The 25677-nt window shown below is 69.4% G+C and carries 34 protein-coding genes; 21 read left to right on the top strand and 13 right to left on the bottom strand.

Translation table 11 applies throughout. From position 1 onward, the window contains the following. Positions 1 to 19: 19 nt before the first annotated feature. Positions 20 to 427, top strand: coding sequence for a DUF2795 domain-containing protein (locus ABD978_RS41820; protein WP_345366952.1), 408 nt, complete (start codon positions 20 to 22; stop codon positions 425 to 427). 158 nt (positions 428 to 585) lie between these two features. Here ABD978_RS41820 and ABD978_RS44145 read toward each other — a convergent pair whose 3' ends face one another. Beyond that, the gene (locus tag ABD978_RS44145) at positions 586 to 696 is read right to left on the bottom strand and encodes a DUF397 domain-containing protein (protein ID WP_364435844.1); all 111 of its coding nucleotides are present in this window, start codon (positions 694 to 696) and stop codon (positions 586 to 588) included. Between the two features lie 28 nt (positions 697 to 724). Continuing rightward, positions 725 to 1588, bottom strand: a complete 864-nt coding sequence (locus tag ABD978_RS41815; RefSeq protein WP_345366950.1) for a helix-turn-helix domain-containing protein — start codon at positions 1586 to 1588, stop codon at positions 725 to 727. Between the two features lie 78 nt (positions 1589 to 1666). Here ABD978_RS41815 and ABD978_RS41810 point away from each other — a divergent pair, with 78 nt between their 5' ends. The 4 genes from ABD978_RS41810 (at position 1667) to ABD978_RS41795 (ending at position 3602) form a co-directional block, all read left to right on the top strand. Continuing rightward, positions 1667 to 2134 carry an ATP-binding protein gene (locus ABD978_RS41810; protein ID WP_345367436.1) on the top strand — a complete coding sequence of 156 codons (468 nt, stop codon included), beginning with the start codon at positions 1667 to 1669 and terminating at the stop codon, positions 2132 to 2134. Next, positions 2131 to 2412, top strand: coding sequence for a hypothetical protein (locus tag ABD978_RS41805; protein WP_345366948.1), 282 nt, complete (start codon positions 2131 to 2133; stop codon positions 2410 to 2412). Before ABD978_RS41810 ends, ABD978_RS41805 begins: the two co-directional genes overlap by 4 nt. A 341-nt stretch (positions 2413 to 2753) precedes the next feature. Beyond that, complete coding sequence (locus ABD978_RS41800) at positions 2754 to 3188, top strand: Hsp20/alpha crystallin family protein (protein WP_345366946.1); 435 nt, start codon at positions 2754 to 2756, stop codon at positions 3186 to 3188. A 69-nt stretch (positions 3189 to 3257) separates the two neighbouring features. Then, the gene (locus tag ABD978_RS41795) at positions 3258 to 3602 is read left to right on the top strand and encodes a MerR family transcriptional regulator (protein ID WP_345366944.1); all 345 of its coding nucleotides are present in this window, start codon (positions 3258 to 3260) and stop codon (positions 3600 to 3602) included. 228 nt (positions 3603 to 3830) lie between these two features. Here ABD978_RS41795 and ABD978_RS41790 read toward each other — a convergent pair whose 3' ends face one another. After that, entirely contained in the window at positions 3831 to 4007 is a 177-nt protein-coding gene (locus ABD978_RS41790) for a hypothetical protein (protein ID WP_345366942.1), read from the bottom strand. A 165-nt stretch (positions 4008 to 4172) separates the two neighbouring features. On the opposite strand from ABD978_RS41790, the gene ABD978_RS41785 reads away from it, so the two are divergent. From ABD978_RS41785 to ABD978_RS41775, 3 genes are all read left to right on the top strand, one after another. Next, positions 4173 to 5942 (top strand): HSP90 family protein, encoded by a 1770-nt coding sequence (locus tag ABD978_RS41785; protein WP_345366940.1) that lies wholly within the window; start codon positions 4173 to 4175, stop codon positions 5940 to 5942. 43 nt (positions 5943 to 5985) lie between these two features. Then, positions 5986 to 8670: a hypothetical protein gene (locus ABD978_RS41780; protein ID WP_345366938.1), complete on the top strand. Its 2685-nt coding sequence runs from the start codon at positions 5986 to 5988 to the stop codon at positions 8668 to 8670. Positions 8671 to 8734: 64 nt separating this feature from the next. Further along, positions 8735 to 9100 (top strand): cupin domain-containing protein, encoded by a 366-nt coding sequence (locus ABD978_RS41775; RefSeq protein WP_345366936.1) that lies wholly within the window; start codon positions 8735 to 8737, stop codon positions 9098 to 9100. A 94-nt stretch (positions 9101 to 9194) separates the two neighbouring features. On the opposite strand, the gene ABD978_RS41770 is transcribed toward ABD978_RS41775, so the two are convergent. From ABD978_RS41770 to ABD978_RS41760, 3 genes are all read right to left on the bottom strand, one after another. After that, entirely contained in the window at positions 9195 to 9905 is a 711-nt protein-coding gene (locus ABD978_RS41770; protein WP_345366934.1) for a choice-of-anchor P family protein, read from the bottom strand. Between the two features lie 535 nt (positions 9906 to 10440). Next, positions 10441 to 11655: an alpha/beta hydrolase family protein gene (locus ABD978_RS41765; RefSeq protein WP_345366932.1), complete on the bottom strand. Its 1215-nt coding sequence runs from the start codon at positions 11653 to 11655 to the stop codon at positions 10441 to 10443. 261 nt (positions 11656 to 11916) lie between these two features. Continuing rightward, complete coding sequence (locus ABD978_RS41760) at positions 11917 to 12429, bottom strand: FBP domain-containing protein (RefSeq protein ID WP_345366930.1); 513 nt, start codon at positions 12427 to 12429, stop codon at positions 11917 to 11919. 114 nt (positions 12430 to 12543) lie between these two features. Between ABD978_RS41760 and ABD978_RS41755 the strand changes: the two genes are divergently transcribed. Further along, positions 12544 to 12894, top strand: coding sequence for a VOC family protein (locus ABD978_RS41755; protein ID WP_345366928.1), 351 nt, complete (start codon positions 12544 to 12546; stop codon positions 12892 to 12894). Between the two features lie 97 nt (positions 12895 to 12991). Here the strand turns inward: ABD978_RS41755 and ABD978_RS41750 are convergent, their stop codons facing one another. Then, positions 12992 to 13465, bottom strand: coding sequence for a hypothetical protein (locus ABD978_RS41750; RefSeq protein ID WP_345366926.1), 474 nt, complete (start codon positions 13463 to 13465; stop codon positions 12992 to 12994). A gap of 156 nt (positions 13466 to 13621) precedes the next feature. Next, positions 13622 to 14248, bottom strand: a complete 627-nt coding sequence (locus tag ABD978_RS41745; protein ID WP_345366924.1) for a GNAT family N-acetyltransferase — start codon at positions 14246 to 14248, stop codon at positions 13622 to 13624. Positions 14249 to 14394: 146 nt separating this feature from the next. On the opposite strand from ABD978_RS41745, the gene ABD978_RS41740 reads away from it, so the two are divergent. The 4 genes from ABD978_RS41740 (at position 14395) to ABD978_RS41725 (ending at position 17069) form a co-directional block, all read left to right on the top strand. Next, positions 14395 to 14787: an MFS transporter gene (locus tag ABD978_RS41740; RefSeq protein ID WP_345366922.1), complete on the top strand. Its 393-nt coding sequence runs from the start codon at positions 14395 to 14397 to the stop codon at positions 14785 to 14787. 44 nt (positions 14788 to 14831) lie between these two features. After that, on the top strand, positions 14832 to 15119 hold the full coding sequence (locus tag ABD978_RS41735; RefSeq protein WP_345366920.1) for a hypothetical protein: 288 nt from the start codon (positions 14832 to 14834) through the stop codon (positions 15117 to 15119). A gap of 123 nt (positions 15120 to 15242) precedes the next feature. After that, positions 15243 to 16025: an SDR family NAD(P)-dependent oxidoreductase gene (locus ABD978_RS41730; protein WP_345366918.1), complete on the top strand. Its 783-nt coding sequence runs from the start codon at positions 15243 to 15245 to the stop codon at positions 16023 to 16025. Positions 16026 to 16112: 87 nt separating this feature from the next. Then, positions 16113 to 17069, top strand: coding sequence for a cyclic-phosphate processing receiver domain-containing protein (locus ABD978_RS41725; RefSeq protein ID WP_345366916.1), 957 nt, complete (start codon positions 16113 to 16115; stop codon positions 17067 to 17069). Between the two features lie 58 nt (positions 17070 to 17127). On the opposite strand, the gene ABD978_RS41720 is transcribed toward ABD978_RS41725, so the two are convergent. After that, a complete protein-coding gene (locus ABD978_RS41720) occupies positions 17128 to 17478 on the bottom strand; it encodes a hypothetical protein (RefSeq protein WP_345366914.1) in 351 nt (116 codons plus the stop codon). 166 nt (positions 17479 to 17644) lie between these two features. On the opposite strand from ABD978_RS41720, the gene ABD978_RS41715 reads away from it, so the two are divergent. From ABD978_RS41715 to ABD978_RS41705, 3 genes are all read left to right on the top strand, one after another. Continuing rightward, a complete protein-coding gene (locus ABD978_RS41715; protein WP_345366912.1) occupies positions 17645 to 17911 on the top strand; it encodes a hypothetical protein in 267 nt (88 codons plus the stop codon). A gap of 370 nt (positions 17912 to 18281) precedes the next feature. Then, positions 18282 to 19034 carry a shikimate kinase gene (locus ABD978_RS41710; protein WP_345366910.1) on the top strand — a complete coding sequence of 251 codons (753 nt, stop codon included), beginning with the start codon at positions 18282 to 18284 and terminating at the stop codon, positions 19032 to 19034. A 412-nt stretch (positions 19035 to 19446) separates the two neighbouring features. Then, the gene (locus ABD978_RS41705; protein WP_345366908.1) at positions 19447 to 19818 is read left to right on the top strand and encodes a hypothetical protein; all 372 of its coding nucleotides are present in this window, start codon (positions 19447 to 19449) and stop codon (positions 19816 to 19818) included. A 104-nt stretch (positions 19819 to 19922) separates the two neighbouring features. Here ABD978_RS41705 and ABD978_RS41700 read toward each other — a convergent pair whose 3' ends face one another. Further along, on the bottom strand, positions 19923 to 20051 hold the full coding sequence (locus tag ABD978_RS41700) for a hypothetical protein (protein WP_345366906.1): 129 nt from the start codon (positions 20049 to 20051) through the stop codon (positions 19923 to 19925). 101 nt (positions 20052 to 20152) lie between these two features. On the opposite strand from ABD978_RS41700, the gene ABD978_RS41695 reads away from it, so the two are divergent. Then, entirely contained in the window at positions 20153 to 20701 is a 549-nt protein-coding gene (locus tag ABD978_RS41695) for a GrpB family protein (protein ID WP_345366904.1), read from the top strand. On the opposite strand, the gene ABD978_RS41690 is transcribed toward ABD978_RS41695, so the two are convergent. Continuing rightward, positions 20698 to 21024: a barstar family protein gene (locus ABD978_RS41690; protein ID WP_345366902.1), complete on the bottom strand. Its 327-nt coding sequence runs from the start codon at positions 21022 to 21024 to the stop codon at positions 20698 to 20700. The two genes, ABD978_RS41695 and ABD978_RS41690, sit on opposite strands and share 4 nt — an antisense overlap. 341 nt (positions 21025 to 21365) lie before the next feature. On the opposite strand from ABD978_RS41690, the gene ABD978_RS44140 reads away from it, so the two are divergent. The 3 genes from ABD978_RS44140 to ABD978_RS41675 all read left to right on the top strand — a co-directional run bounded on the left by ABD978_RS44140 (position 21366) and on the right by ABD978_RS41675 (position 23099). After that, positions 21366 to 21809 (top strand): DUF5999 family protein, encoded by a 444-nt coding sequence (locus ABD978_RS44140; RefSeq protein WP_425550823.1) that lies wholly within the window; start codon positions 21366 to 21368, stop codon positions 21807 to 21809. Positions 21810 to 21978: 169 nt separating this feature from the next. Next, on the top strand, positions 21979 to 22545 hold the full coding sequence (locus tag ABD978_RS41680) for a hypothetical protein (protein WP_345366898.1): 567 nt from the start codon (positions 21979 to 21981) through the stop codon (positions 22543 to 22545). 20 nt (positions 22546 to 22565) lie between these two features. After that, complete coding sequence (locus ABD978_RS41675; protein WP_345366896.1) at positions 22566 to 23099, top strand: DUF6529 family protein; 534 nt, start codon at positions 22566 to 22568, stop codon at positions 23097 to 23099. 110 nt (positions 23100 to 23209) lie between these two features. Here the strand turns inward: ABD978_RS41675 and ABD978_RS41670 are convergent, their stop codons facing one another. After that, positions 23210 to 23776 (bottom strand): DUF4913 domain-containing protein, encoded by a 567-nt coding sequence (locus tag ABD978_RS41670; protein ID WP_345366894.1) that lies wholly within the window; start codon positions 23774 to 23776, stop codon positions 23210 to 23212. 237 nt (positions 23777 to 24013) lie between these two features. Then, the gene (locus tag ABD978_RS41665; RefSeq protein ID WP_345366892.1) at positions 24014 to 24340 is read right to left on the bottom strand and encodes a hypothetical protein; all 327 of its coding nucleotides are present in this window, start codon (positions 24338 to 24340) and stop codon (positions 24014 to 24016) included. Between the two features lie 236 nt (positions 24341 to 24576). On the opposite strand from ABD978_RS41665, the gene ABD978_RS41660 reads away from it, so the two are divergent. Beyond that, a complete protein-coding gene (locus ABD978_RS41660) occupies positions 24577 to 24927 on the top strand; it encodes a hypothetical protein (protein ID WP_345366891.1) in 351 nt (116 codons plus the stop codon). Positions 24928 to 25677: the final 750 nt, after the last annotated feature.

Raw genomic sequence — 25677 nt, 5'->3', positions numbered from 1 at the left:
GAGCCGAGAGGAGTCCACCATGGGTGACAAGAGCGCCAAGCACGGCCCGCACATCGACGACCAGCTGCGGCACGAGACCGAAGGGCTGCAGCGCGCCGCCCGTCCGACGCGCGTGGAGGAGTGGAAGGAACCCGAGCCGGTGGAGGACGACCGGGACCGCGACCCGACGTCCGCGAACCTCGCGGACCGCGAAGGCACTCCGCCCGGCATGAGCCCGGACGACGTCGAACGGCGCAGCAACATCGCGCGCTACCTCGCGGGCTTCCACGAGCCGATGCGCCCGGCCGCGCTGGCCGACCGCGCGGCGCGCAACGGCGCCCCGGACGACGTCGTCAGAGACCTGCGGAACCTCCCGGACCAGGAGTACACGCGAGTCGCCGAGGTCTCCGATGCCCTCGGCCTGGGCAACGAGACACGCCGCGTCTGACCTCACGAAGGTCCGGAGGCCCGGCGAGGGGCCCGAGACACAACCCGACGCGAAGGAGACGGTGAACGGGTGAGGGTCCCTGCGCGACGGTGAGGCGCGCGGCGACCGTGACCAGGTCGCCCGCGCGCCGTCTCCGGCGAATGGGCCCCTGGATTCACCTATCGGATACGGTCCTCTCCGCCTACGGCGACCTCGACACACTGGCCCGACTGGCCGCTGTGGCTCGATTTACGCCACGCGGGATCGATCAACTCGTGGGTGTTGGACATTGGTACACGGTCTTTCAGGTCGGTACGGTCAGGACCTTGCCATTTTGGCGATCATTGCGATCGTATCTGGCGCACTATCCGCATTGCCGAGCAGATGTTGGAACGCGACGTGATGGCCCGTGATCTCCTGCACGTCCTCCAACCAGAGTCCACCGGCCGCGTTCTCGACATAGACGACATCAGGGTCCTCCGACTCAGGGAACTGGAGGATCACAAAGCCGTTCGTCATACTCGAGTGCGCGCCACGGATGAAGGGGACTACCTGAATCGTGACGCGCGAGAGTTCTTCGGCGATGTCGACCAGGTGCTGCAGCTGAGCACGCATCACCGTCGTGCTGCCGACCTGCCGGTGTAGCGCGGCTTCGTCAATCACTGCGACCAGGCGGAGTCCCGGGTCCTGCCGCAGCGCGGCCTGCCGCTTGATCCGAACCTCGACGCGTTTGTCGACCTTGTCGGCGGCGAGTTCAGCCGGCCCCGCCTGGATCATCGCGCGGGCGTAGTCCTCGGTCTGGAGCAGGCCGGGAATCATGCCGAGTTCGAAGTTCAGCACGGTCGCCGCTTCCGCCTCCAAGCCGACGTAGTTCTCGTACGGGTGCGGGAGGACGTCGCCGTACGGATCCCACCAGCCCTTCAGTCGCCCATCGCGGGCAAGCTGCTCAAGGTACGCGCGTTCGCGCTCGTTGGTCACCTCGTAGGCGTCGCACAGGTCGCGGACGTCGCGTGGATTCGGGCGCTTGCCACGATTCGTCTCGATCCAAGTGATCTTCGATGGCGTCCATTCGATCGCTTTCGCGGCCTCGGCAACGGTCATGTCGGCTTGCTCGCGCAACTGCCGCAGCCGCGACGCAAGACGACGGCGTCGCAGTGTCGGGCTGATTCGCTCAGTAACCACACGACCTCCCTCAGTGTTGCCAGGGGAATCGTAGGGCAGCAGGAAGGGCTGAACAGGGGAACCGACATTTAGGGATCTATTGCTCCCCCGTCCCGCACAGCGGCGGGACCCGGGTTCCTCCCGCTCCAGGCCCGGCCCGAAGTCGTGCGTCAGGCTCGCCGCTTCGCCGCCGACGCTGTGTCCGGCCATCCGTACGACCCGTACGACATCGCTCTGCTGGCGTCCGAACTGGCCACCAACGCCGTACGCGCCGCGACGGCCCTGCACCCATGGCCGGACGACATCTGGCCGATCGGTGTCGAGGTGACCGTCACCGACCGGTACGTACACCTGGCCGTCAGCGATCCCGACCCCGAGCCACTGTCCGCCCGGCAGATGGGCGGCCTGCTCGCCGAGAACGGTCGCGGCTTAGTCATCATCGATCAGCACGCCCTCGCCTGGTGGCCGACCTACACCGAGCACGGCAAGACCGTGCACGTCATCGTCCCCGCATCCGGCGTCATCCTGACCGCCGCGGAGCTGGCCGAAATCCGGGAGCCGCGGTGATCGGCCGCCTCCTCGCCATGCTGACCCGGCGCACCCCGTACCGTACGACGGTCGGCGACACGCTCACCGACATCCCCGCCGTCCGCCCCGACCCGAGCCCCGCCCAACTCGCCGAGCTGCAGGGCCTGTGCCGCCAGTGGTTAGTGATGTGGTGCTGGTACCGGCGCGAGTACATGGCCATCGCCCGGTTCGACACGGCCTCGCCGATCCTGTTCGCCACGACCCCGCAGCAACTGGTCTACGCGTGCCGCGCGGCCGAACTGGCGATGGCGCTGTGAGAGACGCGGGCGCCGACGATTCCTAGTAGCGCCCTGCGGGTCGCCCGTCCTGTTTCACCGACGTCTACTGACAGAAGATTTCGTCTCCTCTGAGTAGACACCACCAGAAACGACGCCCCACCCGGCGGGTGAACCGTTCCGCCCGGCCGGTACCACCCACACCCGCCACCGCGTGAGACGCGACGCGCATGACCCCGTCCGACCTGCGCGATCGCGGTTAGATAGATCTACCCCGCACGTTAGTTGTTCTCGTCGCGGCGAGAGGGAACATCGAAATCGACTTGGAGGTTTCCTCCAGTCGGCGGCACAAGATACTTACGGATCTTCGGAGGTGGTTCACGATGCTGCTGACGTCGATCGACCCATTCGTGCAGGAGTTCGAGCGGCAGTTCGACCGGCTCACCCGGCAGTCCCTCGGCCAGTCCGGCGGCGCGGTGATGCCGATGGACGGCATCCGTCGCAAGGACGACGTGGTGCTTCGTTTCGACGTTCCCGGCATCGACCCGGACTCGATCGAGGTCACGGTCGACCGCGGGGTGCTCACGGTCAGCGCCAGGCGCGAAGAGGAGTTCGCCGAGGACGACCGGGTCTTCGTCCGGGAGCGCCCGATGGGCACCTTCACCCGGCGCGTCTACCTTTCCGAGCACCTGGACGCCGAGCGCATCGACGCCGCGTACGACAACGGCGTGCTCGCGGTCCGCATCCCCGTGCTCGAGCAGGCCAAGCCGCGCAAGATCGAGGTGCACAAGTCGGAGCAGAAGGCGATCGTCCGCTGATCGGATCGGTCGCCGGCGGGGTGGGCGCGTCACGGCGCCCACCCCGCCGTCGTCAAGGGAGGACCGCCAATGGGATCACTGCCCATCGACGACGAGCACGCGCCTCTCTACTCGGTCGGTCAGGTAGCGGGCATGCTCGACCTACAGCAGGCGTTCCTGCGGCGGCTGGACGAGCACGATGTGGTCCGTCCCCAGCGGTCCCCGGGCGGCCAGCGTCGTTACTCCCGGCGTGAGATCGACCGGGTCCAGTACGTCGTCCGCCTCGCCGACGAGGGGATGACCCTGACGGCGATCCGCCGGGTCCTCGAGCTCGAGCAGGAGGTGCGCCTCCTCCGCCGGCAGATCGAGGCGGCGCGGCACCGGATCGCGGCGCTGGAGGCCGACCGGCCGGACGACGAATCCCATCCCGCGTAGTGGGAAAGACCGCAGGTAGAGGGTGGCGAGCCGAGCCGCAGGTGAGAGCGGGCCTCACGGGTCAGCGGACGCGGACCGACTGGCCGATCGGGTTTCACAGCAGAGAGCGGCTGGACCCACCCGCCGCTCACCACCCGCCATCCGCCTCCCCGGGCAGGAAAGCTCGGTGAAGGCCCGGTCTGGCGGCCGGCGAATCGGGCGATTCGCTCAGCCGCCGCCGGGCCCCGTTCACTCGAAGTCGTCCGGGCTGAGGTCCTCGGGTCGGGAGGTTCCGCCGGGCGGGTGGTACTCCTCCTCGGCGGGGGTCTTCGCGTCCGGACGGCCGGTGGTCTCCGTCTCCGCGGGCGTGCTCGGCCTCTTGGTGACTCCTCGCTCCCCGTGGGGGCCCTCCTCCTGCTCTTTCATCGTCGGCCTCCTCCCTCCGAAAAGCCCCTGGTCAGGCCTCCCCTACCCGGCGTGGGAAGCTCGACACCGTACGATCACCTGCCATCTCGCGATATTGAAACGCGTGTCCGATAGGTCGCCGTTAGGGTGATCGGCAGCAATGCCGACCGATGAGAGGCCACCGGGGTGGACCAGGCGTTCCAAGTCGATCTGCGCGGCGTCGTCGACCTGCTGAGCAGGCACCTGTACTCCAGCCCCCGCGTCTACCTGCGGGAGCTGTTGCAGAACGGGGTCGACGCGATCACCGCGCGCGGCGACGGGCCGGGGCGGATCCGGATCGAGACCGGCGCCGAACTCCGCGTGCACGACGACGGGATCGGCCTGACCGAGACCGAGGTCCACGAGCTGCTGGCGACGATCGGCCGGTCGTCCAAGCGCGACGAGCTCGGCCTGGCCCGGCACGACTTCCTCGGCCAGTTCGGCATCGGCCTGCTGTCGGCGTTCCTCGTCGCGGACGAGATCACCGTGGTCACCCGCTCCGCCCGCGGGGGAGACGCCGTACGGTGGACCGGCTTCGCCGACGGCCGCTACCGCGTCGAACCCGGCACGCGTGACGAGCCGGGTACCACCGTCAGCCTGCGGCCCCGGCTCGGCGCGAGCGACTGGCTCACCCCCGCGACCGTCACCGAGCTCGCCGCGACGTACGGCGAGCTGCTGCCCGTCGACCTCACGGTGGACGGCCGGCGGATCACCGCGGACGGGCCGCCGTGGCGGGCGGCGTACCCCGACCCGGGCCGCCGCCGCGCGGCGCTCGACGAGTACTGCCGGCGGGTGTTCGGGTTCGCGCCGTTCGACGCCATCGACCTGGAGGTCCCCGAGGCGGGGCTGACCGGGGTCGCGTTCGTCCTCCCGCAGCCGGTCACCCCGACCGCGCGCGGCGCGCACCGCGTCTACCTGAAGCGCATGCTGCTGGCCGAGGACGTCGAGGGGCTGCTGCCCGACTGGGCGTTCTTCGTACGGTGCGTGGTGGACGCCGGGGAACTGCGCCCGACGGCCGGCCGCGAGGCGCTGTACGAGGACGAGCTGCTCGACGCGACCCGCGACGCCCTGGGCCGGCAGGTCCGGCAGTGGCTCGTACGGCTGTCGGAGACCGACCCGGCCCGGCTGCGCGCGTTCCTGCGCCTGCACCACCTGGGCGTCAAGGCGATGGCGCTGCGCGACGACGACATGCTGCGGATCGTCGACCGGTGGCTGGAGTTCGAGACATCCGCCGGGCCGATGACCCTGGCGGAGTTCCGTACCCGGCACCGGGACGGCCGCTACACCGCGGACGTGGACGAGTTCCGGCGCCTGGCGGCCGTCTCCGGCGCTCAGGGAGTCGCGCTGGTCAACGGCGGTTACGTCTACGACGCCGACATCATCGAACGGCTCCCGGCGATCGACCCCGACGCGGTCCTGCCGCCGCTGGACCCCTCGGAGCTGACCTCCCACTTCGGCGTGCTCGACCCGGAGACCGAGCTGGCGCTGCGGCCTTTCCTGGCCGTCGCGCAGCGGGCCGTCGACTCGCTCGGCTGCGAGGTCGTCATCCGCGACTTCGACCCGGCGTCGCTGCCCGCGCTGTACGTGACCAGCCGGGCCGCACGGCACCAGGCCGAGCTGCGGGAGGCACGGGAGTCCGCCGACGCGCTGTGGTCGGACGTGCTCGGCGCGCTGGAGGGCATGGCGGCCGTGAGCGACCGCCCGCAGCTCGTCATCAACCATCGCAACCCGCTCGCCCGGCGCATCACCGCACTGACCGAGACCGGTCTCATCGAGCTCGCGGTCCAGGCCCTCTACGGCCAGGCGCTCCTGCTCGGCCACCATCCCCTCCGGGCCGCCGACACCGCCGTGCTCAACCGGTCCTTCCTCGGCCTGCTCGACTGGGCCGTCCACGACCCCGCCCCGGAGGAGCAGTGACGAAGCCCAGCACCTTGGTCACCGGCCCGACGGAGGAGGATCGATGACGGTCGAACAGGCGTATGAGCTGCTGAGCCGCGCGGGCGAGCTGCCGTACGGCCAGGCACGAACGATCATGGTCGAGGAGGCGCTGCGGCTGGCCGAGGCCGCCGCCGACGAGCGCGTCGCCTACCGGATCCGCACCTACCTGCGCACCGAGTACACCCAGAGCGGCGAGCGGGCCAAGGCGTTCGCGGTGTTCGTACGCTGCCTCAGCGACTACGACCGGAACCCCGACCTCGGCGAGGAGCACCAGCTGTTCTGGGGGTTCAAGGGGACCGTCACCGGGCTGACGCGGTTCCCCGAGATCCCGCTCGACCGCACGCTGGCGGTCCTGGACGACATGGAGCGCCGCTACCGGCTCGCCGGCGAGGGGCTGCAGCCGGTGTACATGTGCCGGTCGGTCGTCACCCAGCACGTCCACGGGCCGGAGGCCGCCGAGGAGTGGTACACCCGGTGGCACGCGGCGCCGCGTACCCGGCTGTCGGACTGCGAGGGCTGCGACCCCAGCACCAAGGTCGCCTACCTGGCCGCGCGCGGCCGGGACGAGGACGCGATCGCGCTCGCCGAGCCGCTGCTGCGCGGCGAGCTCGGCTGCGACGAGCAGCCCCACACGATCCTCACCGAGCTGCTCTTCAGCTACCTCCGCACGGGTCGCCTCGAGGCGGCCGCCGACGCGCACCGGCGTGGCTACCGGGCGCAGCGCGACCGGCTGGCCGAGCTGTGGGGCATCGCCGTGCACCTGGAGTTCTGTGCCCGCAGCGGCAACGAGGCCCGCGGTCTGGAGCTGCTGGAACGCCACCTCGGCTGGCTCGACCGCGCCCCGACGCCGTACGACCGCATGCGGTTCGCGGCCGCCGGCGCGCTCCTGCTGCGGCGGCTCGCCGAGATCGGCCACGGGGACGTGACCGTACGCCGGCCCGCGCACGGCGACCGGCCGGCCGCCGAGGTACCGGCCGCCGACCTGCGCGCGGAGCTCACCCGAGAGGCCCTCGACCTCGCCGCCCGGTTCGACGCGCGTAACGGCACGCCGGAGCAGGGCCGGCTCGTCCGGGAACTGCTCGACGCCGAGCCGCTCGCCGACCACCTGCCGCTGACCCCGTACGCGCGCCGTGCCACGACGCCGCCCCCGGCCCCGGTCCCGCAGGGCGGCCTCGAAAGCGTCGACGACGTCGACCGGCTGTTCGACCGCGCCGAGGAGCACTGGAGGCTGGGCGAGTTCCCCGCCGCGCTGGTCGCCTGGCGTCGCGTCGACGCCGTCGCGGGCGAGCTCTCCCCCGTCCAGCGGGGACGACGGCTCGACGGCGAGGGCCTCGAACGCCTCCTCTCCGGAGATCCGCCGGGCGCGATCGACGGCTGGCGGCGGGCCGCGGAGGCGTACACGCGAGGCGGCGACGAGGAGAGCGCTCGGTCGGCGACCAGCCGGTACGCCGCGGTCCTGTGCCAGACCGGGCAGGTCGAGGCGGGACTGCCCCTGCTGGAGTCCGCCTTCGCCTGGCTCGACGCCCATGGGACGGATCCGCGACGGGTGCTGGCGGCCCGGACGCGGGTGGCCGCCGCGTACGGCGAGGCGGGTCGCACCGAGGAGGCGCTCGGCCTGCTCGACGGCGCGCCGACGCCCGCCGAGCCCGGCGATCTCGGTGAGCTGGAGATGGCCCGCGCCCGCGTCCTGGGCGCCGCCGGCCGCGACGCGGAGCTCACGCCCGCGCTCCGGCGGGCGGTCGACGGATACCGGCGGGGCGGACGACGCGCGGTCCTGGCCGAGGCCGCCTTCCTGCTCGGCCGGCGGCTGGCCGCGAGCGACACGGAAGAGGACGCCGCCGAGGCGGACGCGCTGCTCACCGAGGCCATCACCAACGCCCCGGCCGACCTGCCCGCGCTGCGCGCCGCCGCGTACGCCGTCCGGGGCGGTCGCCTGCTGGCCCGCGGGGACGCCGGTCAGGCCGCCGAGGACCTGATCGAGGCCGTCGCCGGCTTCACCGCGGAGGGCTCGCACCACCAGGCCGCGTACGCGCGCCAGGACCTGTGCGTCGCCTATCTGGAGACCGGCCGGTACCTCGAGGCGGCCGAGACCGCCGAGGAGGCGCTTCCGATGTTCGAGGCGCACGGCGACGCCGACGCCGCACGCCGGACCCGTTACCTGCTCGGCAACGCCCAGCGCGACCTCGGCGAGGTCGACGCCGCCGCCGACACCTTCACCCGGCTCGCCGAGGACGAACGCGCCGAGCAGCCGGCCGTGGCCGCGCGCCTCCTCGTCCAGGCCGGCGACCTGCTCAGCCGGCTCGACAAGGACGCGACCGCCGCGGAACGCTTCGCCGCGGCCGCCGAGGCGTCCACCGCCGCCGGCGACCCGTACGGAACCGTCCAGGCGCTCCGGCGCCAGGCCCTGTGCGTGATGTGGAGCGGCAGCGCCGAGGTCGGCCTGACGGCGATGGCCGGCGCGCGGGCCGCGCTCGCGGACCTGCCCGGCGACGAACCCGCCGCCCTGGCCTGGGAGACGGCCCTCATCGACTTCGACGAGGCGCGGATCCTCGGTGCCCTGGAGCGGTTCGACGAGGCCGTCGTCGCCGCCGACCGCGCGGCCGCCGCGTTCGCCGATCTCGACCAGAAGGACCCGGCCGAGGCCGCGGCGAAGCTGCGTGCCGACCTGATCGCCGCGCGGTCGACCGCCGGTGACACGCCCCAGTGAGGCTCAGGAGGGACCGCACCGGTGATGCGAGCGCCTGAGGAGGGCACTGCTAGCGTCGCCGGTCGTGGAGAACGTGTACGTCGGGAAGGCCGCCGCCGACGCGGCCGGTGACCGGGGCTGGCTGCTCGGGCATTTCAAGCCGGTCGGCGACCTCCGGCACAGCGAGGACGTCGAGATCAAGTGGGGCGTGCACCCGCGCGGCGACCAGCGGGCGCAGTGGGCGACCGAGGAGAAGCGCACCGCCCTGCTCGTCCTGATCAGCGGCCGGTTCCACCTGCGGTTCCCCGACGGCGACGTCGTGCTGGCCGAGCAGGGCGACTACGTTCTCTGGGGCCACGGCGTCGACCACTCCTGGTACGCCGAGGAGGAATCGGTCGTCATGACCGTCCGCTGGCCGTCCATCCCCGGCTACGCGGTCCCCACCGGCTGACCGCTTCGCGCCCGGCGGGCGGTGGCGACCGGGTGCGGGGCCCTCGTGCGGAGACCCGTGCACTGATCTCCGCATGAGGGCGCCTACGACGGGGTCAGCCGGTGACGGGCAGGTCTCCGGTGACGGGGGTGGGCTTGGGCGCCTGCCCCGGCGGCGCGGGGACGGGGCTGCCGGTCGCGGTCGGGGTGGGCGTCGGGGTGGGGGGGTTGCCCGGAGGCTGGGTGGGCGGGTTCTCAGCGGGGCCGGCGCAGGTGGCGGAGGAGACGCTGAGGGTCTGGGTGTGGCCGGGGCCGAGGGGCAGGGTGGCCTCGATGGCGGTGACGGTGAGGGTGCCGTCCGCGTTCCGGACCTGTTTGTTGAGGGTGACGGAGGCGGTGCCGAGCCCTTGGACGGGGATGGTGAGGGCGCTGTTGGGCGCGGCGTCGGCGGCCAGGCGGTGCCCGGCCAGGCTGGCCTTGGCCAGGTGGGACCTGGCCGTCCCGTTGTCGCAGGTGGCGGTGACCAGGTGGGCGGTGAGGGCGGCCTTGGCGACGCTCAGGTCGGTGACGCTGGCGCGGGCATAGGCCGGCTTGGCGGTGACGTGCAGGACCTTGACGTCGATGAGGGGGTTGGCCGGCAGGTGCAGCAGGCTCTTGTCGGCGGTGGCGGCGACGGCGGGGGTCGCGGGGATGGCGACCAGACCGGTGGCGGCCAGACCGTAGGCCGAGCCGGTGCCGGTGGTGGCCGAGGCCGTGCCGGCCATGGCCAGGGGCGCGGCCAGCGCACCCGCGATGGCCGCGGCGGCGGAAAGACGCGTCAAGCGCACAGGTGTCCACTCCTTCGGGGAAGCGCTCCGCGTACGAGCGCGGAGTCGAATCGGACGCGCGGCCGCCCCGCGCCGGGCGCGGTTGCCGGCGGGCGGCCGAGCAGAAGGAAGACACCGCCGAAAGAGGCCGAGGCGGCGCGTGGCGCGGAGTTCGCGCGGCACGGCCGGCCGGCGAATGCGCACACCGGCCGGACCCGATGGGTCGGCCGATCCTGCGGCGACCTCGGCATCGACGTCACGGAGCGGCGGACCCGTGGACGTCCGGCGCCTTCGTGCATGAGCACTCCGTCTCTTTCGGCACAGATGCCTTCCGCCCGCCAATACGCACGAGGTGTACGCGGGGTTGCACGCTTCGCGACGAAATTTCCGCCGAGGCCGGATGTGAGACGGCGACCGCCCTGAGTGATGCGCGCGGACCTCCACGGCACCGACGGCTCCGCCCTAGTGCAGCGCCGCGTTGATCCTTCGGGGGTGCCGGTCAGCTGGCGGGGTCGCCGAGGCGCATGAACCCCCGAAGGATCAACCCGGCGCTGCGCTAGTACTGGAAGACTACTTCCGGATTGTTCGGCGAGGGGCCGTCCAGCAGCGGACTGTGGATCCCCTTCAGCGTCTGGTCGAAGAACGCTGTCACGTACTCGCGGGTGATCACCACCCCGCGTTCCGGGGAGAGGGGCGGCGTCGGGAACCCGCCCTCCTCCAGAAGCAGGTCCAGGTCGCTGAAGCTGAAGTGGTCGGCGCCGGCGACCGTCAGCCACTTCTTGTAGCCGCCGAGGGCGGCCCAGGCCTGCTCCCACACGGTGTAGTCGTCGCCGCCGGGCGCGTGGTTGACGGCCGCACCCAGCATGAGGAACGGCCGGTTGATCTGGCCGGGCATCGGGGCCGGGTGGAAGGTGCCGTCCATGTTCACTCCGGCCCGTACTCGCGGGTCGGCGATCATCGTGGTGGCGGCCGCCGCTCCGCCGAGGGAGTGTCCGGCCATGCCGATCTCGTGCTTGTCGATGAGGTGTGCCAGGCGCCACGCGGTATTGCCATGCGTCAACCGGTCGATCACGAAGGACACGTCCAGCGCGCGGCTGGCGGCGACGGAGTCGAAGTCGAGCGCCGGGTCATCGCAGATCGCGCACGGCGGCGTCTGGCCGTTCGCCAGCGTCTCGCCGCTGTCCTCGTAGGTGTGGCCGACGAGCGCGACGACGTAGCCGTGACTGGCCAGGTCGGTCGCGAGCGAGGTGAGCACCATGCGCGGGTCCTCGTACGCGGGTGAGAGGACCACCAGCGGATGCTTGCCGTGTTGCGGCCGCGCGCCGTCGAAGGCGTGAGTGGTGACGCTGGAAAGGTTCTGTGGGGTGACGCCGGAGCTCGCCGGCATCTTCCGGTGCTGGATGACTCCGGCTGCCTCGGCGAGGGTCATATAAGGGGCCGGAGTCCCGGTCCCGGGGACGGCCGGGTAGACCATCGTGACGGTCAGTTGGCGGGGGCCGGATGACGGCACCCACGGGTCGGGACGGCTCGCGTCGGTGAGGTGGATGACGTCCTCGCCGGCGGCGTAGGGGCCGGTCGGCGCGGGGAGCGTGCCTTGGAAGGACGGCGTGGGCGCGGTGGCCGTGGCCGTGGCCGGTGCGATGCCGAACGCGTGCGTGGCCACCGGCGTGGCCGACGGTGTGGTCGTGGCGGCGAACCCGGCGCCGGTTCCGGTGACGAGGGCGGCGAGCGTCAGCACCGCGACAGCGCTGATACGGCGATTGCGTTTCACGGGATCGACGCTAGGTTCCGCAGCTCCGTATCGAATCAGCCCATAGATGTAAACATTCTGGTGTCGTTCGTAGCCCCCGCGAGGTACCGGAGTCATCCGCCGGGAATATGTCGTGCGGCGCGGGGTTCCCTTCGCCGGCATCGTCGAGCGCCACCTTCGTCTTGGCCTACGACGAACACGACGCCAAGCCCTACCGCTGGACCTACGACGGCAGCCCACTCAAAGCCGCATGAACCCCCGAAGGATCAACGCGGCGCTGCACTAGACGGACGGCCTCTCCGACAGGATCTGGTCCAGGAAGGTGTTCAGGTTGTCGCGCATCCGGCCCACCTGCTCCTCGAGGGTGAGCGACTCGGTGAACCGCGTGGCCAGCGGGTTCTTCTTCTTGCCGCGTACGTACAGCGGGCAGGCCAGGTCGCCGCAGATGTACGTGCCCACCGTGTTGCCGTCACGCCCGGCGGCGCCGGCCCGGCGTCCGACGAAGAGCGACACCCCCGACCCGGCGTGGGCCGTCAGGCACACCGAGCAGACGGTCGTCTTCACCATGCTCCGGCGAACCTCGGCCGAGACCCGCAGCGAGAGCCCGATCAGCCCGTCGTCTCGTTCCGCGACCAGATAGCCGCGGTCCGGCGCTCCCGGATCTCGCCAGCCCAGGAAGTCCAGGTCGCCCCAGGGCAGATCGGCCAGCCCCCGAGGCAGGTGCAGCTTGCGCGCTTCGCCCTTGGAACAGTTGACGAAGCTGCCGCGTATCTCGTTCTCGCCGATCGGTTTCATGCGCCGTACGGTAGTGTCCGGGTTCGACCCTTGTCGCCTTAATTAACCGGTCCATCAGTCCCCTGACCTGCGCGATGGTCCGACTTGTCAGTGCCGAGGCGTACGGTGCCGCCCATGTACACCGTCGACTTCGTCGAGTTCCCCTCCGGCTCCGCCGCCGAATCCGGCCGGTTCTTCGAGGACGCGTTCGGCTGGGCGGCCACCTCGTACGGCCCCGACTACGTCGACGTGCGGAGCGGGGATGTCGCTCTCGGTTTCCAGGCAGACCCCGCCGAGAGGCCGAACGCTCCCTTGGTGACCGTCCGCACCGACGATCTCGACGCCGCGCGGACGGCCGTCGAGGGGGCGGGCGGAGTCGTGACCGTCGACCCGTTCGACTTCCCGGGCGGCCGGCGGTTCCACTTCCGCGAGCCGGGAGGCTGCGAGCTGGCCGTCTGGTGCCCGACCGTGGAGTCCGGTTCCTGATCCCGGGCCGATGCCCGAACCGGCCGAGCCCATGAATCGGCTCGGCCGACGGCGGCACATCGAAGCCGACGGTGGTGCCCGGTCGAAGGCGCGGATCTCACATCGGCGGCGGTAGCTCGCGCCGCAGCGGACGGCCGTCGATGCCGAGCTCGCTCCTGGCCTCCTCCATGAACGCGTGCCGGAGCTCACGCTTGCTCGCGGGCCCTTCCGGCCTGGCACGCACGAGATCGTGCAGGACGAGCGTGTAGTCGTGGGCGGCCTGGGCGGCTCCGTCCGAGCACACGAGCTCGCAGGTCTTCTTGGCGAGCCAGAGTGCGTGCAGGCGATCCCCGGCCTCGCCGTCGTCCTCCTGTGGACCGGCCGTATCGCGGCGGTCGAGGAACAGCTCCACGCTCTGCGCGGCCGACAGGAAGCCCAGGATCGCCTCCTTGCGCTCGGCCCGCTCGGCCGTCACCTGCGCACGTCGTTCCCGGCGCGCGTCGACGCGCGTGGTCAGGTACTGACCGAACAGGGCGCCGGCCGATCCGAGAACCACCCCACCGAGCGGCAGAACCGTCGCGTACCACGTCATGGCCGCCATCCTGCGACAAAAGATCTTCCAGCGCCATCGCCGGCGATCCCGACGGGTTCCGTCTCGGCTCTCGGTGGCGTCGCGGGGCGGCAGGGCGAGCCGCTCCGCGGCGCGTACGACGAAGGCCCGACGGCGGGACCGTACGACCGTCGGCGCTCAGCGTTGCGGCTGGGTGGGATGGGGGTCGGCGGGGACGGCGTCGATCATGGCGTTGGTGATGGCCCAGCGTTCGTGGTCCCGCCAGGCGCCGTCGATGAACAGGAGTTCGGGCGAGCAGCCCTCGTAGCGGAAGCCGGCCCGCCGGACCAGGCCGATGGAGGCTTGGTTGTCGGGTTGGATCTGGGCTTCCAGCCGGTGGAGCCGCAGCTGCGCGAAGGCGAAGCGCACGACGAGTTCGAGACCTTCGGTCATGTACCCCTGGCCGGCGGTGGGGGCGAAGGCGGCGTAGGCCAGCGAGCCGTTCTGGAAGCGTCCCCGGATGATGCTGTTGATGTTGACCAGGCCGGCGATGGCGCCGGTGCTCCGCAGGCAGACCAGCAGCGACTCCTCGCCGGGCTGCGCGTACCGCGCGAGGTAGGCCTGGAACTCCTCGGGAGTGGAGGGCAGGGTCATCCACGGGCGGTGCAGATCGCCGCTCGCCGCCACCAGTTCGAGGAACTCGTCCTGTTCACGGTCGGCGAGCGGGCGGAGGGTCACTCTGCCGGCGTCGTCCGGCCGGTCGGCCAGGAAAGCGTCGACCGCCGCCGCCGTCTCTCCGGCCTCGGCTCCGTCACGGTTGAACACGTTCGTACGGTAGCGGCCCCGGCGGCCGGATCCTCCCGTCGGGGCCGCCGTGACTCGGCCGGGCATAGTCGCGCAAGTCTTGCTATTGCAACTTATTTGCAACAAGAGCAGGTCCGTACCGGATGCTCGAGACGCGGAGCCACGCCATGCCCCACCTGGTGCCAGAAACCGGACCGCAGCGCGTCATCGCCGCCTCGAACTTCGTCAACACCATCGGCAGCGGCCTCTACCTGACCGCCGGAGTCCTGTACTTCACCCAGGCGGCCCACCTCCCGGCGACCGAGGTGGGTCTCGGACTCGGCATCGCCGGCTTCGTCTCGCTCATCGCCGGCGTCACGGTCGGCCATCTCGCCGACACGCACGGAGCACGTGGCGTCTACGCGGCCACACTCGTCGTACGGGGCGCGGCGACGGCCTCAGGAGTTCCGCGCCTATCTGCGCGCCGTGACCAACATCGGCGTCTCCCTCGGGGCCCTGCTGGCGGGCTGGGCCGTCCAAGTGGGCACCCACACCGCGTACCAGCTCCTCGTCGCGGGTAACGCGATCTCCTTCGCGGCCTCCGCGGCGATCCTGATCCTCAACGGTGGGCGAGCTCTGGCACTCCGCGGGCGGGTTCGAGGTCTCCTTCTCCCTCGCGCCGGACCACGCCATCGGGCAGTACCTGGGCGTCTTCGGCCTGGGCGCCGGCCTCGCCGAAGCGTTCGGCCCCAGCCTGCTCATCTCCCTCTGCATCGCCTGGGGCCGCCCCGGGTGGTACGTCGTCGGAGCACTGTTCACCCTGACCGGACTGGCGGCGCCACTCGCCGTCCGCTGGGCACAACGCCGCCGGCACGCTCGACCGCCGTACCTCGAACCCGCAGCGGCCGCCTGAGTTCTCGATCGGCCAAGGTGACGGCCGGCTTTCAAAAATGGTCACCGTCACACCGATGAGTCTCCGGCCGTCTCCTCGTTTCAACAGTCGACAGGCAACGGACTCTGCGAGATGGAGCGGATCATGATGCTCGAGGGCAAGAACGCGATCATTTACGGGGCGGGCGGCCCGGTCGGCGGCGGCATCGCCAAGGCGTTCGCCCGCGAGGGAGCCCGGGTCTTCCTCACCGGGCGCGGCCAGGACAAGCTCGACCGGCTCGCCAAGGAGATCACCGAGGCCGGCGGCAGGGCCGAGACGGCGGTCGTCGACGCCCTGGACGAGGACGCCGTGGCGGAACACGCCAGGTCCGTGGCCGCGCAGGGCGGCATCCACATCTCGCTCAACCTCATCAGCCGCGGCGACGTCCAGGGCGTCCCGCTCATGCGCATGGCGGCCGACGACTTCACCCGCGCGATCACGAAGGGCGTCACGGCCACCTTCATCACCGCGAAGGTCGCGGCCCGCCACATGAGCGAGCAGGGGTCCGGTGTGATCCTGGCGTTCAACAGCGGCTCCGCGCACAGCTCCCCGATGATGGGCAGCACCGGCCCGGCCGACGCGGCGATCGACACCTTCATCCGCAACCTGGCCCTGGAGGTCGGCCCGAATGGCGTCCGGGTCCTCGGGATCTGGGCCGCCGGTATCCCCGAGACGCTCACCCCGGAGAGGCTGGCCACCGTGAACAGCGACATGCAGCTCGACGAGGCGGCCCTCGAGGGACTCAAGAACAACCTGGCCGCCATGCGGATGTCCAAGCGCTCGCCCTCGCTCACCGAGGTCGCGGAGGTGGCGGTGTTCCTCGCCTCCGACCGCTCGTCCGGCATGACCGGCACCTTCACCAACGTCACTCAGATGTTCACGAGCTAGGTGCGCCTTGGCGGAGTACGGCCGGCGCCGGTGCCGCCGGCCCGGAACACCACGGATGGGGCCTGGTCACCGAACTAAGGTGTGATCGTGACCGGTCCAGTGCAGATGGCGCGGGCGTTCGATGATCTGGCCGACGGCTATGACAACGACCATCATGACGAGATCGCCCGCGCTCTGGTCGCGCTGGCGGCGCCGGCCGACGCGGAGCACATCGCCGATGTGGCCTGCGGGGCCGGCGCGGCGGCGCTGGCGATCGCCCAGGGGCGCTCGCATCGCGGCACGCCGATTCTGGCCGTTGATCTTTCGGCGGGAATGGTCGCCGCCGGCAGACTCCGCGCCGAACGGCTCGGCTGCGATCGCGCCATCGATTGGCGTGTCGGGACGGCGGTGCCGTTGCCGGTGGCCGACGCCGACCTGGACCTGATCCTTTGCACGTCGTCTCTTCACTTCTTGGGCATCCGAGCCCTGGCCGACTGGCGACGTGCGCTTAGGCCCAGAGGGCGAGTGGGCTTCACGTTGCCGATCGCATCGCGGTTCCGTCCCTCCGGCCCGTTCGCCGACCTCGTATCCGCCGACGTTCCGCTTCCGGAGACGGCCGAAGACGCGCGCACGCTCGCGACGGCCGCCGGCTTCATCGACGCCGACGCGCGCATCCTCACCGTTGGATCCCGCTCGGTCGTCCTCACCGTGGCCACGAACCCAGCAGTCCCCGGCTGTTCAGGGCCACGAACGCCGATCGTCCTCGGCATCGACGACCTGCGAGCCTTGCCGAGAGCCACCCGGATCGCCCGCACCAGCCGCGACGGCATCCTGCTACTCGAAGAGCATCGCGACCGCGAGATCGATGAACTCTGGCTCGACCACGACCTGGGCGGCGACGACAGCATCATGCCGGTCGTGGCCCTGCTGGAAGAGGCGGCTTTCGACGACCACCCCTTCGAGATCGGCATGATCTTCGTCCACAGCGCCAATCCGAGCGGCGCGGAGACGGTGGTCCGGGTCCTCCGGCGCTGGGGCTACCGAGTACGCCGCGCAACCGCCTGAGCTCCGCGCCGCCTCACCGCCGGCCGAGTCCCACCGGAGGCGGAAAGTGGCGGCGGGATCACAAGTCCGGCCAGACGTGCTCGGGAAGGTAGGGCGAGCACCCGGAGACGAACCAGTTCTGCAGGTCGTGCAGCCGCTCAAGTGCTGCCTCGTAGTAGTCGGGCGGCTCGGGGCGTGGAAAGTTCGGATGGCCGGTGAAACTCGGGACGAAATTTGCGAGGTACCAGTAGCCCTCGACCAGCCATCGGTCCAGTTGCCCGCGGTCTTCCTGTTGGGCGCACACCCTGCGCATCGCCTGCTCCAGCCGGCTGAACGCCTCGCGGTCCCAATGCAGGTCACACCGGACCTGAAGCAGGAACGAGCCCTCTTCCGCGTCGAACTCGCGCCGGAGGAATGCGATGTCGTCCATGCGATCCAGCATGACAGCGAGGTAGGTCGCTCTCTTGGCCGCCCGACGCGACGCGACCGGAGCGGCTCGTCCCGATACCACAGCCGTTGCAGGCCGCGCCTGAGCGTGGACGGTCATAGGCGATGTCTCACTGCAGGGGTGAACATCTGACCAAAGGAGAGAGACCATGAGGACTCTTGTGCTCGCCACCGGCATCGGCAGACTGGCGGACAAGGCGCACGCCGGGTGGAACCCCACCGGGTGGGTCAAGCCGCTTCCCATGTGGGTCTCGGCCCCCGTGGGGGTGGTGGCGCTTCTGTTCTTCGCGGCGTGCATCTTCACGATCGTCAAGCCGGGCGAAGACAAGGACAAGAAGACCATCGTGCGGGCCTGTCTCTTGGCGCTGCCGGCCGGGGCCGTCGCGGGGTTGTGCCTGGTCTCGGTCCTCTCCTGACCGAGACTGCGAACATCGCACGGCGAGCTGGGTTCGCCCTGCCATGCCCCGGTCCGGCGTACGGATCGGGGTTTCGCCGTACGCGGCGACGACGCCATGCGCCTTCCGATTCCACTGGCCGAGTCCGCGTCCCAGCTCATATCGGTTCACTCATAGCAGCACAGCTTGACGTGCGAACATTTACCGGGAGCCGCGTACGCACGCCCCGGCCATGCGAACGCCCCGATTCCCAGCGCCCACCGCGAGGCATGGCCCAGTGGTGCGCATGTGACACCATTGACCACCTGCCGTAACCCAACTGGTTAGCGGCGCAAGGGTCCGGCTGGCGATCAGCAGGACATCCCCAATTAAGAATGAGGAGGATCGCCCTATGCAGCATAACGGAAGCTCCATGGGCAATCCGCACAACAATAGTGGCAATGAGCCGCACGACGAGTACGCCGATTCGGCGGACGCCGAGTCCATGGGCGCCGACTCTCCCCCCGAGGTTCTGCGGGAGCGGTTGCGCCACGTCTACTGGCTCGGCGGCGGCAGCGGGGCGGGGAAGTCCACCATCGCCCGGCGCCTCGCCGACCAGTGCGGGCTGCGCCTGTACGACACCGACGCGGTCATGCCCGACCACGCCCGCCGCATGCCCGTGGAACAGGCCCCGTGCCTGGGCAAGTTCGCCGCCATGGACATGGACGAACGGTGGGTGAACCGAAGCCCGTGGGAGATGCTCGACACCTTCCACTGGTACCAGGGTGAAGGGTTCAACCAGATCATCGAGGACCTTCTCGCTCTCCCGACCGATCGGCCGGTGATCGCCGAGGGGTTCCGGCTGCTGCCCGATCTCGTGCGACCGCTGCTCGCCGAGGTGGGCCACGCCGTGTGGCTGCTGCCGACCCCCGCGTTCCGTCAGGCGGTGGTCGACAGCCGTGGGGGGTCGGCATGGGGGTTCATCGCCAAGACCGGTGACCCACAGCGCGCGCTGCAGAACCTGCTTCAGCGCGACGCGCTGTTCACCGAGCGGCTCACCGAGCAGACCCGCCACCTGGGTCTGAACAGGCTCAGGGTGGATTCCACGATCACCGAGGAGGACTCTGTGCGACAGGTCTCCGCGGTGTTCGGCCTCATGAACTAGGCCGTCGCGACCTGGCCACTCCAGGTCAGGTCGCAGTGGCAACAACCATCGGACACCGCCTCCGGCGAATGCGGCCAGGGACATGGTTCGAAGGCGCCTTGACGGCGTCTCAGGTCGCTGTCCGGCGAGGACCAGTGTCCGACAACAAGTAGCACACCGACGGTCGGGCGGCTCGATGCCGCCCGACCGTTTTGCGCAAATGGTTAGAATTCGCTGGTCGAATACGGCGTGATCTTGAAACGCTTTCAGATGAGCGCCGCCGTCCATTGAGCTCGCGCCCGTACGCCGTGCACAGAATGGTGAGAGACCGTACGCGCATTGGCCACAGGGCCCGGCGCAGTCAACGTACTTTCGCCTTATGAATCCAAGAGACCGCATGTCAGCAAACGCTCTCCGTTCGCGAATCGGTCAGATGGTCGTTGCTCTGGGCGCGGGCGCGGTCCTGACCCTCGGCGGGTCCGTGGCATCGGCCGGCGCCGCTCAGGCGTCCAGCTGGGCCGTTGACCACCAGACCACCGTGCAGGGCCGGACGGTGAAACTGTGGATGTACGGGGATGCCCTGCAGTGGCACGCGCAGATCGTCGGCGGATCGGCAGGCGACGTCGTCAAGCTCGAGTGGAGCGATGACGGCTTCAAGACCTACCAGTTCTGGGGTGCGACCATTCCGTCCGGCGCGAGCTCGGTGAACACCAGGGACGAGTCCGGACTGGGGATCCTCTGGAAGCTCCGTGCCTGCGGGTTCGTCGGATCCCACAGCGGATGTACGGCTGAAGGCGGGTGGTAGCGCCGACGACCCTCCTCTGATTGGCCGCCCCCTCGTGGAGGCCGCCGCCCCGGACGCACAACGGCGGTTCGCCTGGTGGCCGGTCCTCGTGGAAATCGCGTCGATCAAAGGATCCTGGCGAGGTGGGCGTTGCGGGACCTGATCAACTTGGGCATGTACCAGCCCACGACAGCGGTGTCGGCGAACTTCCCGAGAACTCCGAGGGGTGCGGCGAAGTCGATGAGGTCCGTCATGATGCAGCTCCTCAAGGCGGTTGTGGCCTACACCGGTTCTTCGATAATGCGACAGGGGTTGCCGCGAACTGGCCGTTCGAACGGATGACAGGATGGCGCCTATGGCCAGGGCGACCATCGAAGTCGTTGCGTACGATCCGGCATGGCCGGCTTTGGCTGCCGCCGCGATTCAGGAGCTGGAGCAGGCGTTGCCCGGGGTCATGGCGGAGATTGAGCACATTGGCTCGACCGCTGTGCCAGGGTTGGCGTCCAAGCCCATCATCGATCTGATGGCCGCGGTCACTGATCTGGAGATCGTTGAGCGGTGCCAGGAGACTTTGGCAGAGCTGGGTTATCACCGTCATTTCAACGGCATGGTCGACCGTCTGCTGTATGTGCGTGCCGCCGGAGGCGTGCGCAGCCACATCCTGCACGTGGTCACGCTGGAGAGTTGGCCGACCCGCAACCAGCGGATTCTGCGTGACCACCTGCGCGAGCATCCAGGCGACGTCGAGCGGTATGCCCGGCTGAAGCGGCAGATCGCCGCTGCTGGGATCGCGCCTGGCGACTATGCGCGGGCGAAGACGGCCCTGATCCAGGAGCTGACGGATCGGGCACGGGCGGAGCGTGGCTTGCCGTCGGTGCCCGTGTGGGAGAAGACGGAGCGCTAATCCAAGATCAGGCGGACAGCGGTGTGCCCGTAGCGAGCGTCGTCCGTTGCCCTCTTCTGAAAGATCTCGATGACCCTCGCGTAGAAGGCGGGTGGGAGCCGCTCGCGGGCGCCGGCGTGATCGCTCCAGTGAATGTCGAGCGGACCTTCGATCTCAAGGCTCACGACGTCATTGAGCGCGTCCAGGTTCTTCCCGTAGTCGACGCGAATTCTGTCGCCGAGTGCGGGCACGAAATTCCTGTGGAAACTTCGCTCATCCCGCATGGTCGTACCGTCGAGAACCACCGTGGGAACGTCCTTGGGGACGGCAACGTCGGCGTTCACGACGGCATACTGTCACGCCGCGCCCCGTGTGATGGCCATTCCGGAGCTGGAGCGCCCGCCGGAGGCGTCTTTCAGAACTCGGAGCCGGGCGGCGCGAGTCGTTCTCGTGCGGCATCAAGCCGGATGCTGTAGTCGGGACGGAAGATCTCAGTGGACTGGGTCTCCAGTCGACTGGACGGCGAGAAGACGGCTGCACCTGCGGCTACGGTTCCTCGGCACACACGTCCTGATCGCCAAGTCGGGGGCAGCATCACTCTCGCTGTAACCCACGCGCCTATCTCCTCAACGACAGACGCGAAACAGGGCGCCGAGGTCATACCGCCTGCGGGTTGAGACCACAGATGGCTGCGACCTCGCCGACCATCGGCTGTTCGCACCGGTCGCCGCCCGGCGACGCTCGATCAGGCCGCCGCTGCCGCTTTGGTCATGGTCGAAGCGGCGGCACCACTCGAAAAGGATCATCTTCACACCGTGGAACCGCACCGGTGGCCTCGGTGGATGCTCCAGATCTTTGGAGGTACGCCATGTGCCGCCCAACCGCAGTGCCCCCGGCCGACGCTGTCGACCGGGACGCCGCGCACACCATTGCCTCCCACCCCGAGCAGGGATGGAGCCTGCTGTGCAACGGCATCGTCCTCTTCGACGACACCGGAGAACTCCTGCCAGACGGTGGTGTCATCCCACCGCCCCGCCGTACCGATGTCCACCCGGATATGCGAGGGGGCAGGAGTCGGCCACGCCGTCGTCACTCATCGCGGGCGGCCCGACCAGCCGTGTGCCTTTGACCGCCGACTGCAGGTAACAGCTGATGCGAATGCTGAGAACCGCCGGCTGACAGTGCCCGCGGCGCCACGTGTGCGGCGGAGATCAGCGAAGAGCGACCTGCGACCTGACCGGAAGACGACCATGAGGATATTCGCATTTCCAGAACCGCGGAGAGCTCGGTGTTGGTCCGTGTTCCCGCTCGCAGTGGCAGTTCTGACGCTCGGCGCCCAAGGTGCCGCAAAATCCGTCGCCCACGCCGCCTCGCTCGCGATCGCGAACGCCGTCGAGGGGCAGCCGCGGGGCAACATCGTGATCGAGTGGAATCGGCCCCTGCTCGACATCGCGCGGACTCCGCAGGCACAGCCGAGCAGCATCCATCCGACCAGCCTGGACCACCAGGTTGCCACCGACCTCGTCGGCATTCCCAACAGCCGCGCCAAGCAGGTAGGAATCCAGGCCCAGCACCCAAGCGGCCCACTCCATCCACGCGCTGCGCGCGCACGACGGCGCCGACGCCGCACCGCCGCCCTACACAGCCGGCAATCCCGGCGACTACCGGCCGACCCCGCCTCCGCCATCAACGAGACCAAGGCCATCGGCGCCACGCACAGCATGACGCGTACGGCGGAACAGACGACGCTCGCCAAACTCTGGACCGCCCCTCCAGCTGAGCCTCGCACCGGCCGCGTCGGCTCGCCGACCGCGAGCATCCTGCTCAGCGGCGCCGACGGCCGGGATCACGAAGGGATCAGATGAATATGGGAGCAGAGCGGAGGATGTCAACCCGCTGGGCCGGGTTGCGGCTGATCGCAGCTGCCGGCCTCACCCTCGCCACGACGGCAGTCTTGTACGTGTTCGGCCGGACGCACGCGCCGGACTACGCCAGCAGCCTGTTCGGACGCCACGGCAATGATGCGAACCTGCTGAAGGCCCAACTCGGCACTGCCCTGCTGTGCCTTGCGCTCTATCAGCTCATATTGGCACTGTGGATGTACCGCCGACTACCCGGTGCAGGCACCGCCCCCCGCCCGGTACCGCTGGCCCACCGCATCGGCGGAGCGGTGCTGTTCGCGTTGTCCCTTCCCATCGCCTACCACTGCATCACCGCCTACGGAGTAGAGACCTATAACGCCCGCGTCGCCCTGCACTCCCTCGCCGGCTGCTTCTTCTACGGCGCATTCGCCGCGAAGGTACTCTTCGTCCGCAGCCGGCACCTGCCCGCTTGGGCGTTGCCCCTCGCCGGCGGCACCCTGGTCACCCTAATCGTGATCCTGTGGTCCTCAGCGGCGCTCTGGCAACTGGCCCACTAGCGGTTGCGGCAAACCAGCGATCAGATCCTTCGCCGCTTCACCGAGGTATGCATTCGCGTCGCCCGCGAGCGCAATGGTGAGAAGGACCCGGCCCGCCTGCCTTGTCACCGTCATGTCTGAGGGGGCCCAAAACTTTCGACCGGGGTGGTGGGGGTTACGTTGTGGGCAGGCCGCTCGGGATCGATCATGCACTTTGCAAAGGGGCCATCAGGGGCACGGAGACGCAGAAGTGTGGGGTCGAGATGGTCACGGTGCCAGATGCTGGGGCCGGTGTGCCCGCATACCGGTGGGTGGGTGAGCTCTTGCCAGGCCATCCAAAGAGCGTGGAGGCGAGCGCGGGCCTCAGGATGTTCCCACCAGCGTGAGCACCACGGTCGGAGCGGGCTCACCTGGTCGATATAGATGGGGACCAGAAGAACATTGACCCACTCGGCCATGGTCTGGAGTTCGAGGATTGCCTCTGGGTCCTCCATGTACAGGATGAAGGTTGGTACAGGCTGACGTTCATCATCTGGTTGGTCAATGGTTTCATCGGCGTCGATGGAAATGGGTGAACCAGCTCGATCGCGAAGTCCATTGATGAGCTCTGTGTGCCTGGCGAGACTATGGCCGTGGATCTCAACGACCGCACGTAGGTCGGCGAGATCCTGGGCGAGACCATCGGGTGAGTCGGTCATGATGAGTCTCCCTCGTGGTACTGGCAGCATGCTCGATGGATGATCGTCCGGAAACTCCGGGGCGGGTCAAGGAGGGGTCGGGGGACCGCGGGTTCCCAGACACGCACGCTCAGCCCATCGCAGACACGCGCAGATGTCCGCCCCGCCTCGAGAAGAGGCCGTGTGTGCCTCGGCCGGGTTGATCTCCTCCTTGCTCGCGGCGGCCGCGAAGCGCTACTTATCTGCCTCCTGGCACGGTCAGTCTGCGCACTCCTGGTTTCTCAACAACTCCATCAAGGTCGCGTGGGCTCGGCCGTCGCCGGCCTCGGCCATCGCACGCAGGTCGTCAACGCGATTCTCATCAACGAGGATTTCGATCAGAGCGATGAACGCACACCGGTCGCCGGCCATGCTCAGCGCCTTGAGCTCGTCTTCACGCCGCTCCAGGACAAGCATGTCCATACGCCGCTCGCAGGCAGCCTCTGCGTCGGGATCGCCGTGAACGTCGTAGCGATGGGCGGCGCCGTAGTAAGACCATGAGGACGGATCGTCTCGCGGCCTGATCCGGCGCGGTGGCTCAGCCATCAGCCTTTCCCCTCAGCGATGGGCACACGGCGACCTCAGGCTAGGTGGGGCAGGTGAACAGGCGCTACTCCCCGCCGAAGGTGCTCCCACCCCGGAGCCGGAAGCGCCCCGCCGAAGGCGCTTGTGCGGCGATTTGCGCATGCGGGTGTGTACTCGTGAACGTCATGATCGGGGGCATGTCGTCACGGAACCGTGGCCTTCCCCGAGGGCAGTCGTGGCCACTCTCCCTCACCGACGTGATCGACGGACTCGGCGACGCACACGCTCTGATGAAACCACCTCGCTTCGAGACGGGTTTGATCTCCGATGTCGTGGTGGTGGTGAGTTGGGTCCCGGCCCTGTCGTTCAACTACGGGCAAGGCGGCATCCATCCGGACTCAGTCGGCGTCGATGTCGTCATTCGTCCGGTCCGGTCCATCGACCGGGTTGCTGTTCGCTCGCTCTTGCGCTCGCAGGGCTTGCCGCAGCTTCGCGGATGGGTGCGGCAGGCGCAGACGGCGGCCGAGACGTGGAAGTCACGCGGCCAGCACGGCTACTGGCGATACGCCCGGGGAGAGCTACTGTTCGCCGGCGATCGGCCGGAATGACGACGAGCTTCGACGAGGACCGGGACGGCCGGAGGAACCGGCGCCCATGCCGCACGCACGTAGGGCGTGCCGGAGCGGGCGGCCTGCGGCGACGCGCAGCGCCGCCGCCTTGATGCCCTCGTGAAGGAAGCTCGCGCGGCTGACGACGACCAGGACGACGGCGCCACCGATGCCGGCGACCTAATTGCCCGCTAATTGCCCGGCAGCCGTTCGCTGGCCCTATCAAGATCAAAGCCCAGGTCCGAGATCTGTTCCTGGCCTGGGCTTTCTCAGTCGGAGCGGGTGACGGGAATCGAACCCGCGCTACCAGCTTGGGAATCAAATGAAGATCGGCCTTCAGAGCCCCTGACCTGCGGCTGGGGAAGCCCGCGAGTGACCCTTGTTGACCCCTGCTCGCCCTGGCTAGTTGCACGCTAATTGCACGGACTCAGACAGGGTGGACGTCGTTGACGTGCGCCAACATCCACCGGCAGGCTTGGGTCCGGAGCGCTCGCCCCCGCGAACGGCGCGACGGTGGGAGCGCCAGCATCTGGGCCACTTAGAGGCAGAGGCCGCAGCTATGGTGACGTGCTCACCCTCAGCCGGCATGTTGCAGACTCGCCCCCCTTCCGCCTTCACAGGTTGGTCACATTCACGACACAGTGCCATCCGTGTTCCGCCAACATACGTCTAAGACGTTCCTCTTTGGCGCAGATCCCCAGACCTTCAAGAGTGAGAAGAACTTCTCTAGGGCAGAAGCTCAGAGCAGCC

This window comes from Actinoallomurus liliacearum (genome assembly GCF_039542035.1).
GTDB lineage: Bacteria > Actinomycetota > Actinomycetes > Streptosporangiales > Streptosporangiaceae > Actinoallomurus > Actinoallomurus liliacearum.
Note: the sequence above shows the minus strand (reverse complement) of the source record. Positions and strands in the feature narration are given on the sequence as shown.

Coding starts and splice junctions, on each gene's coding strand:
- ABD978_RS41670 (WP_345366894.1), bottom strand. CDS start 23,776: ATGACCGACTCACCCGATGGTCTCGCCCAGGATCTCGCCGACCTACGT.
- ABD978_RS41750 (WP_345366926.1), bottom strand. CDS start 13,465: ATGACGTGGTACGCGACGGTTCTGCCGCTCGGTGGGGTGGTTCTCGGA.
- ABD978_RS41715 (WP_345366912.1), top strand. CDS start 17,645: ATGAGGACTCTTGTGCTCGCCACCGGCATCGGCAGACTGGCGGACAAG.
- ABD978_RS41790 (WP_345366942.1), bottom strand. CDS start 4,007: ATGAAAGAGCAGGAGGAGGGCCCCCACGGGGAGCGAGGAGTCACCAAG.
- ABD978_RS41760 (WP_345366930.1), bottom strand. CDS start 12,429: ATGAAACCGATCGGCGAGAACGAGATACGCGGCAGCTTCGTCAACTGT.
- ABD978_RS41675 (WP_345366896.1), top strand. CDS start 22,566: ATGTCAACCCGCTGGGCCGGGTTGCGGCTGATCGCAGCTGCCGGCCTC.
- ABD978_RS41780 (WP_345366938.1), top strand. CDS start 5,986: ATGACGGTCGAACAGGCGTATGAGCTGCTGAGCCGCGCGGGCGAGCTG.
- ABD978_RS41795 (WP_345366944.1), top strand. CDS start 3,258: ATGGGATCACTGCCCATCGACGACGAGCACGCGCCTCTCTACTCGGTC.
- ABD978_RS41755 (WP_345366928.1), top strand. CDS start 12,544: ATGTACACCGTCGACTTCGTCGAGTTCCCCTCCGGCTCCGCCGCCGAA.
- ABD978_RS44145 (WP_364435844.1), bottom strand. CDS start 696: ATGTCCAACACCCACGAGTTGATCGATCCCGCGTGGCGTAAATCGAGC.
- ABD978_RS41695 (WP_345366904.1), top strand. CDS start 20,153: ATGGCCAGGGCGACCATCGAAGTCGTTGCGTACGATCCGGCATGGCCG.
- ABD978_RS41705 (WP_345366908.1), top strand. CDS start 19,447: ATGGTCGTTGCTCTGGGCGCGGGCGCGGTCCTGACCCTCGGCGGGTCC.
- ABD978_RS41740 (WP_345366922.1), top strand. CDS start 14,395: ATGCCCCACCTGGTGCCAGAAACCGGACCGCAGCGCGTCATCGCCGCC.
- ABD978_RS44140 (WP_425550823.1), top strand. CDS start 21,366: ATGGCTGCGACCTCGCCGACCATCGGCTGTTCGCACCGGTCGCCGCCC.
- ABD978_RS41720 (WP_345366914.1), bottom strand. CDS start 17,478: ATGGACGACATCGCATTCCTCCGGCGCGAGTTCGACGCGGAAGAGGGC.
- ABD978_RS41700 (WP_345366906.1), bottom strand. CDS start 20,051: ATGACGGACCTCATCGACTTCGCCGCACCCCTCGGAGTTCTCGGGAAG.
- ABD978_RS41710 (WP_345366910.1), top strand. CDS start 18,282: ATGCAGCATAACGGAAGCTCCATGGGCAATCCGCACAACAATAGTGGC.
- ABD978_RS41800 (WP_345366946.1), top strand. CDS start 2,754: ATGCTGCTGACGTCGATCGACCCATTCGTGCAGGAGTTCGAGCGGCAG.
- ABD978_RS41665 (WP_345366892.1), bottom strand. CDS start 24,340: ATGGCTGAGCCACCGCGCCGGATCAGGCCGCGAGACGATCCGTCCTCA.
- ABD978_RS41820 (WP_345366952.1), top strand. CDS start 20: ATGGGTGACAAGAGCGCCAAGCACGGCCCGCACATCGACGACCAGCTG.
- ABD978_RS41730 (WP_345366918.1), top strand. CDS start 15,243: ATGATGCTCGAGGGCAAGAACGCGATCATTTACGGGGCGGGCGGCCCG.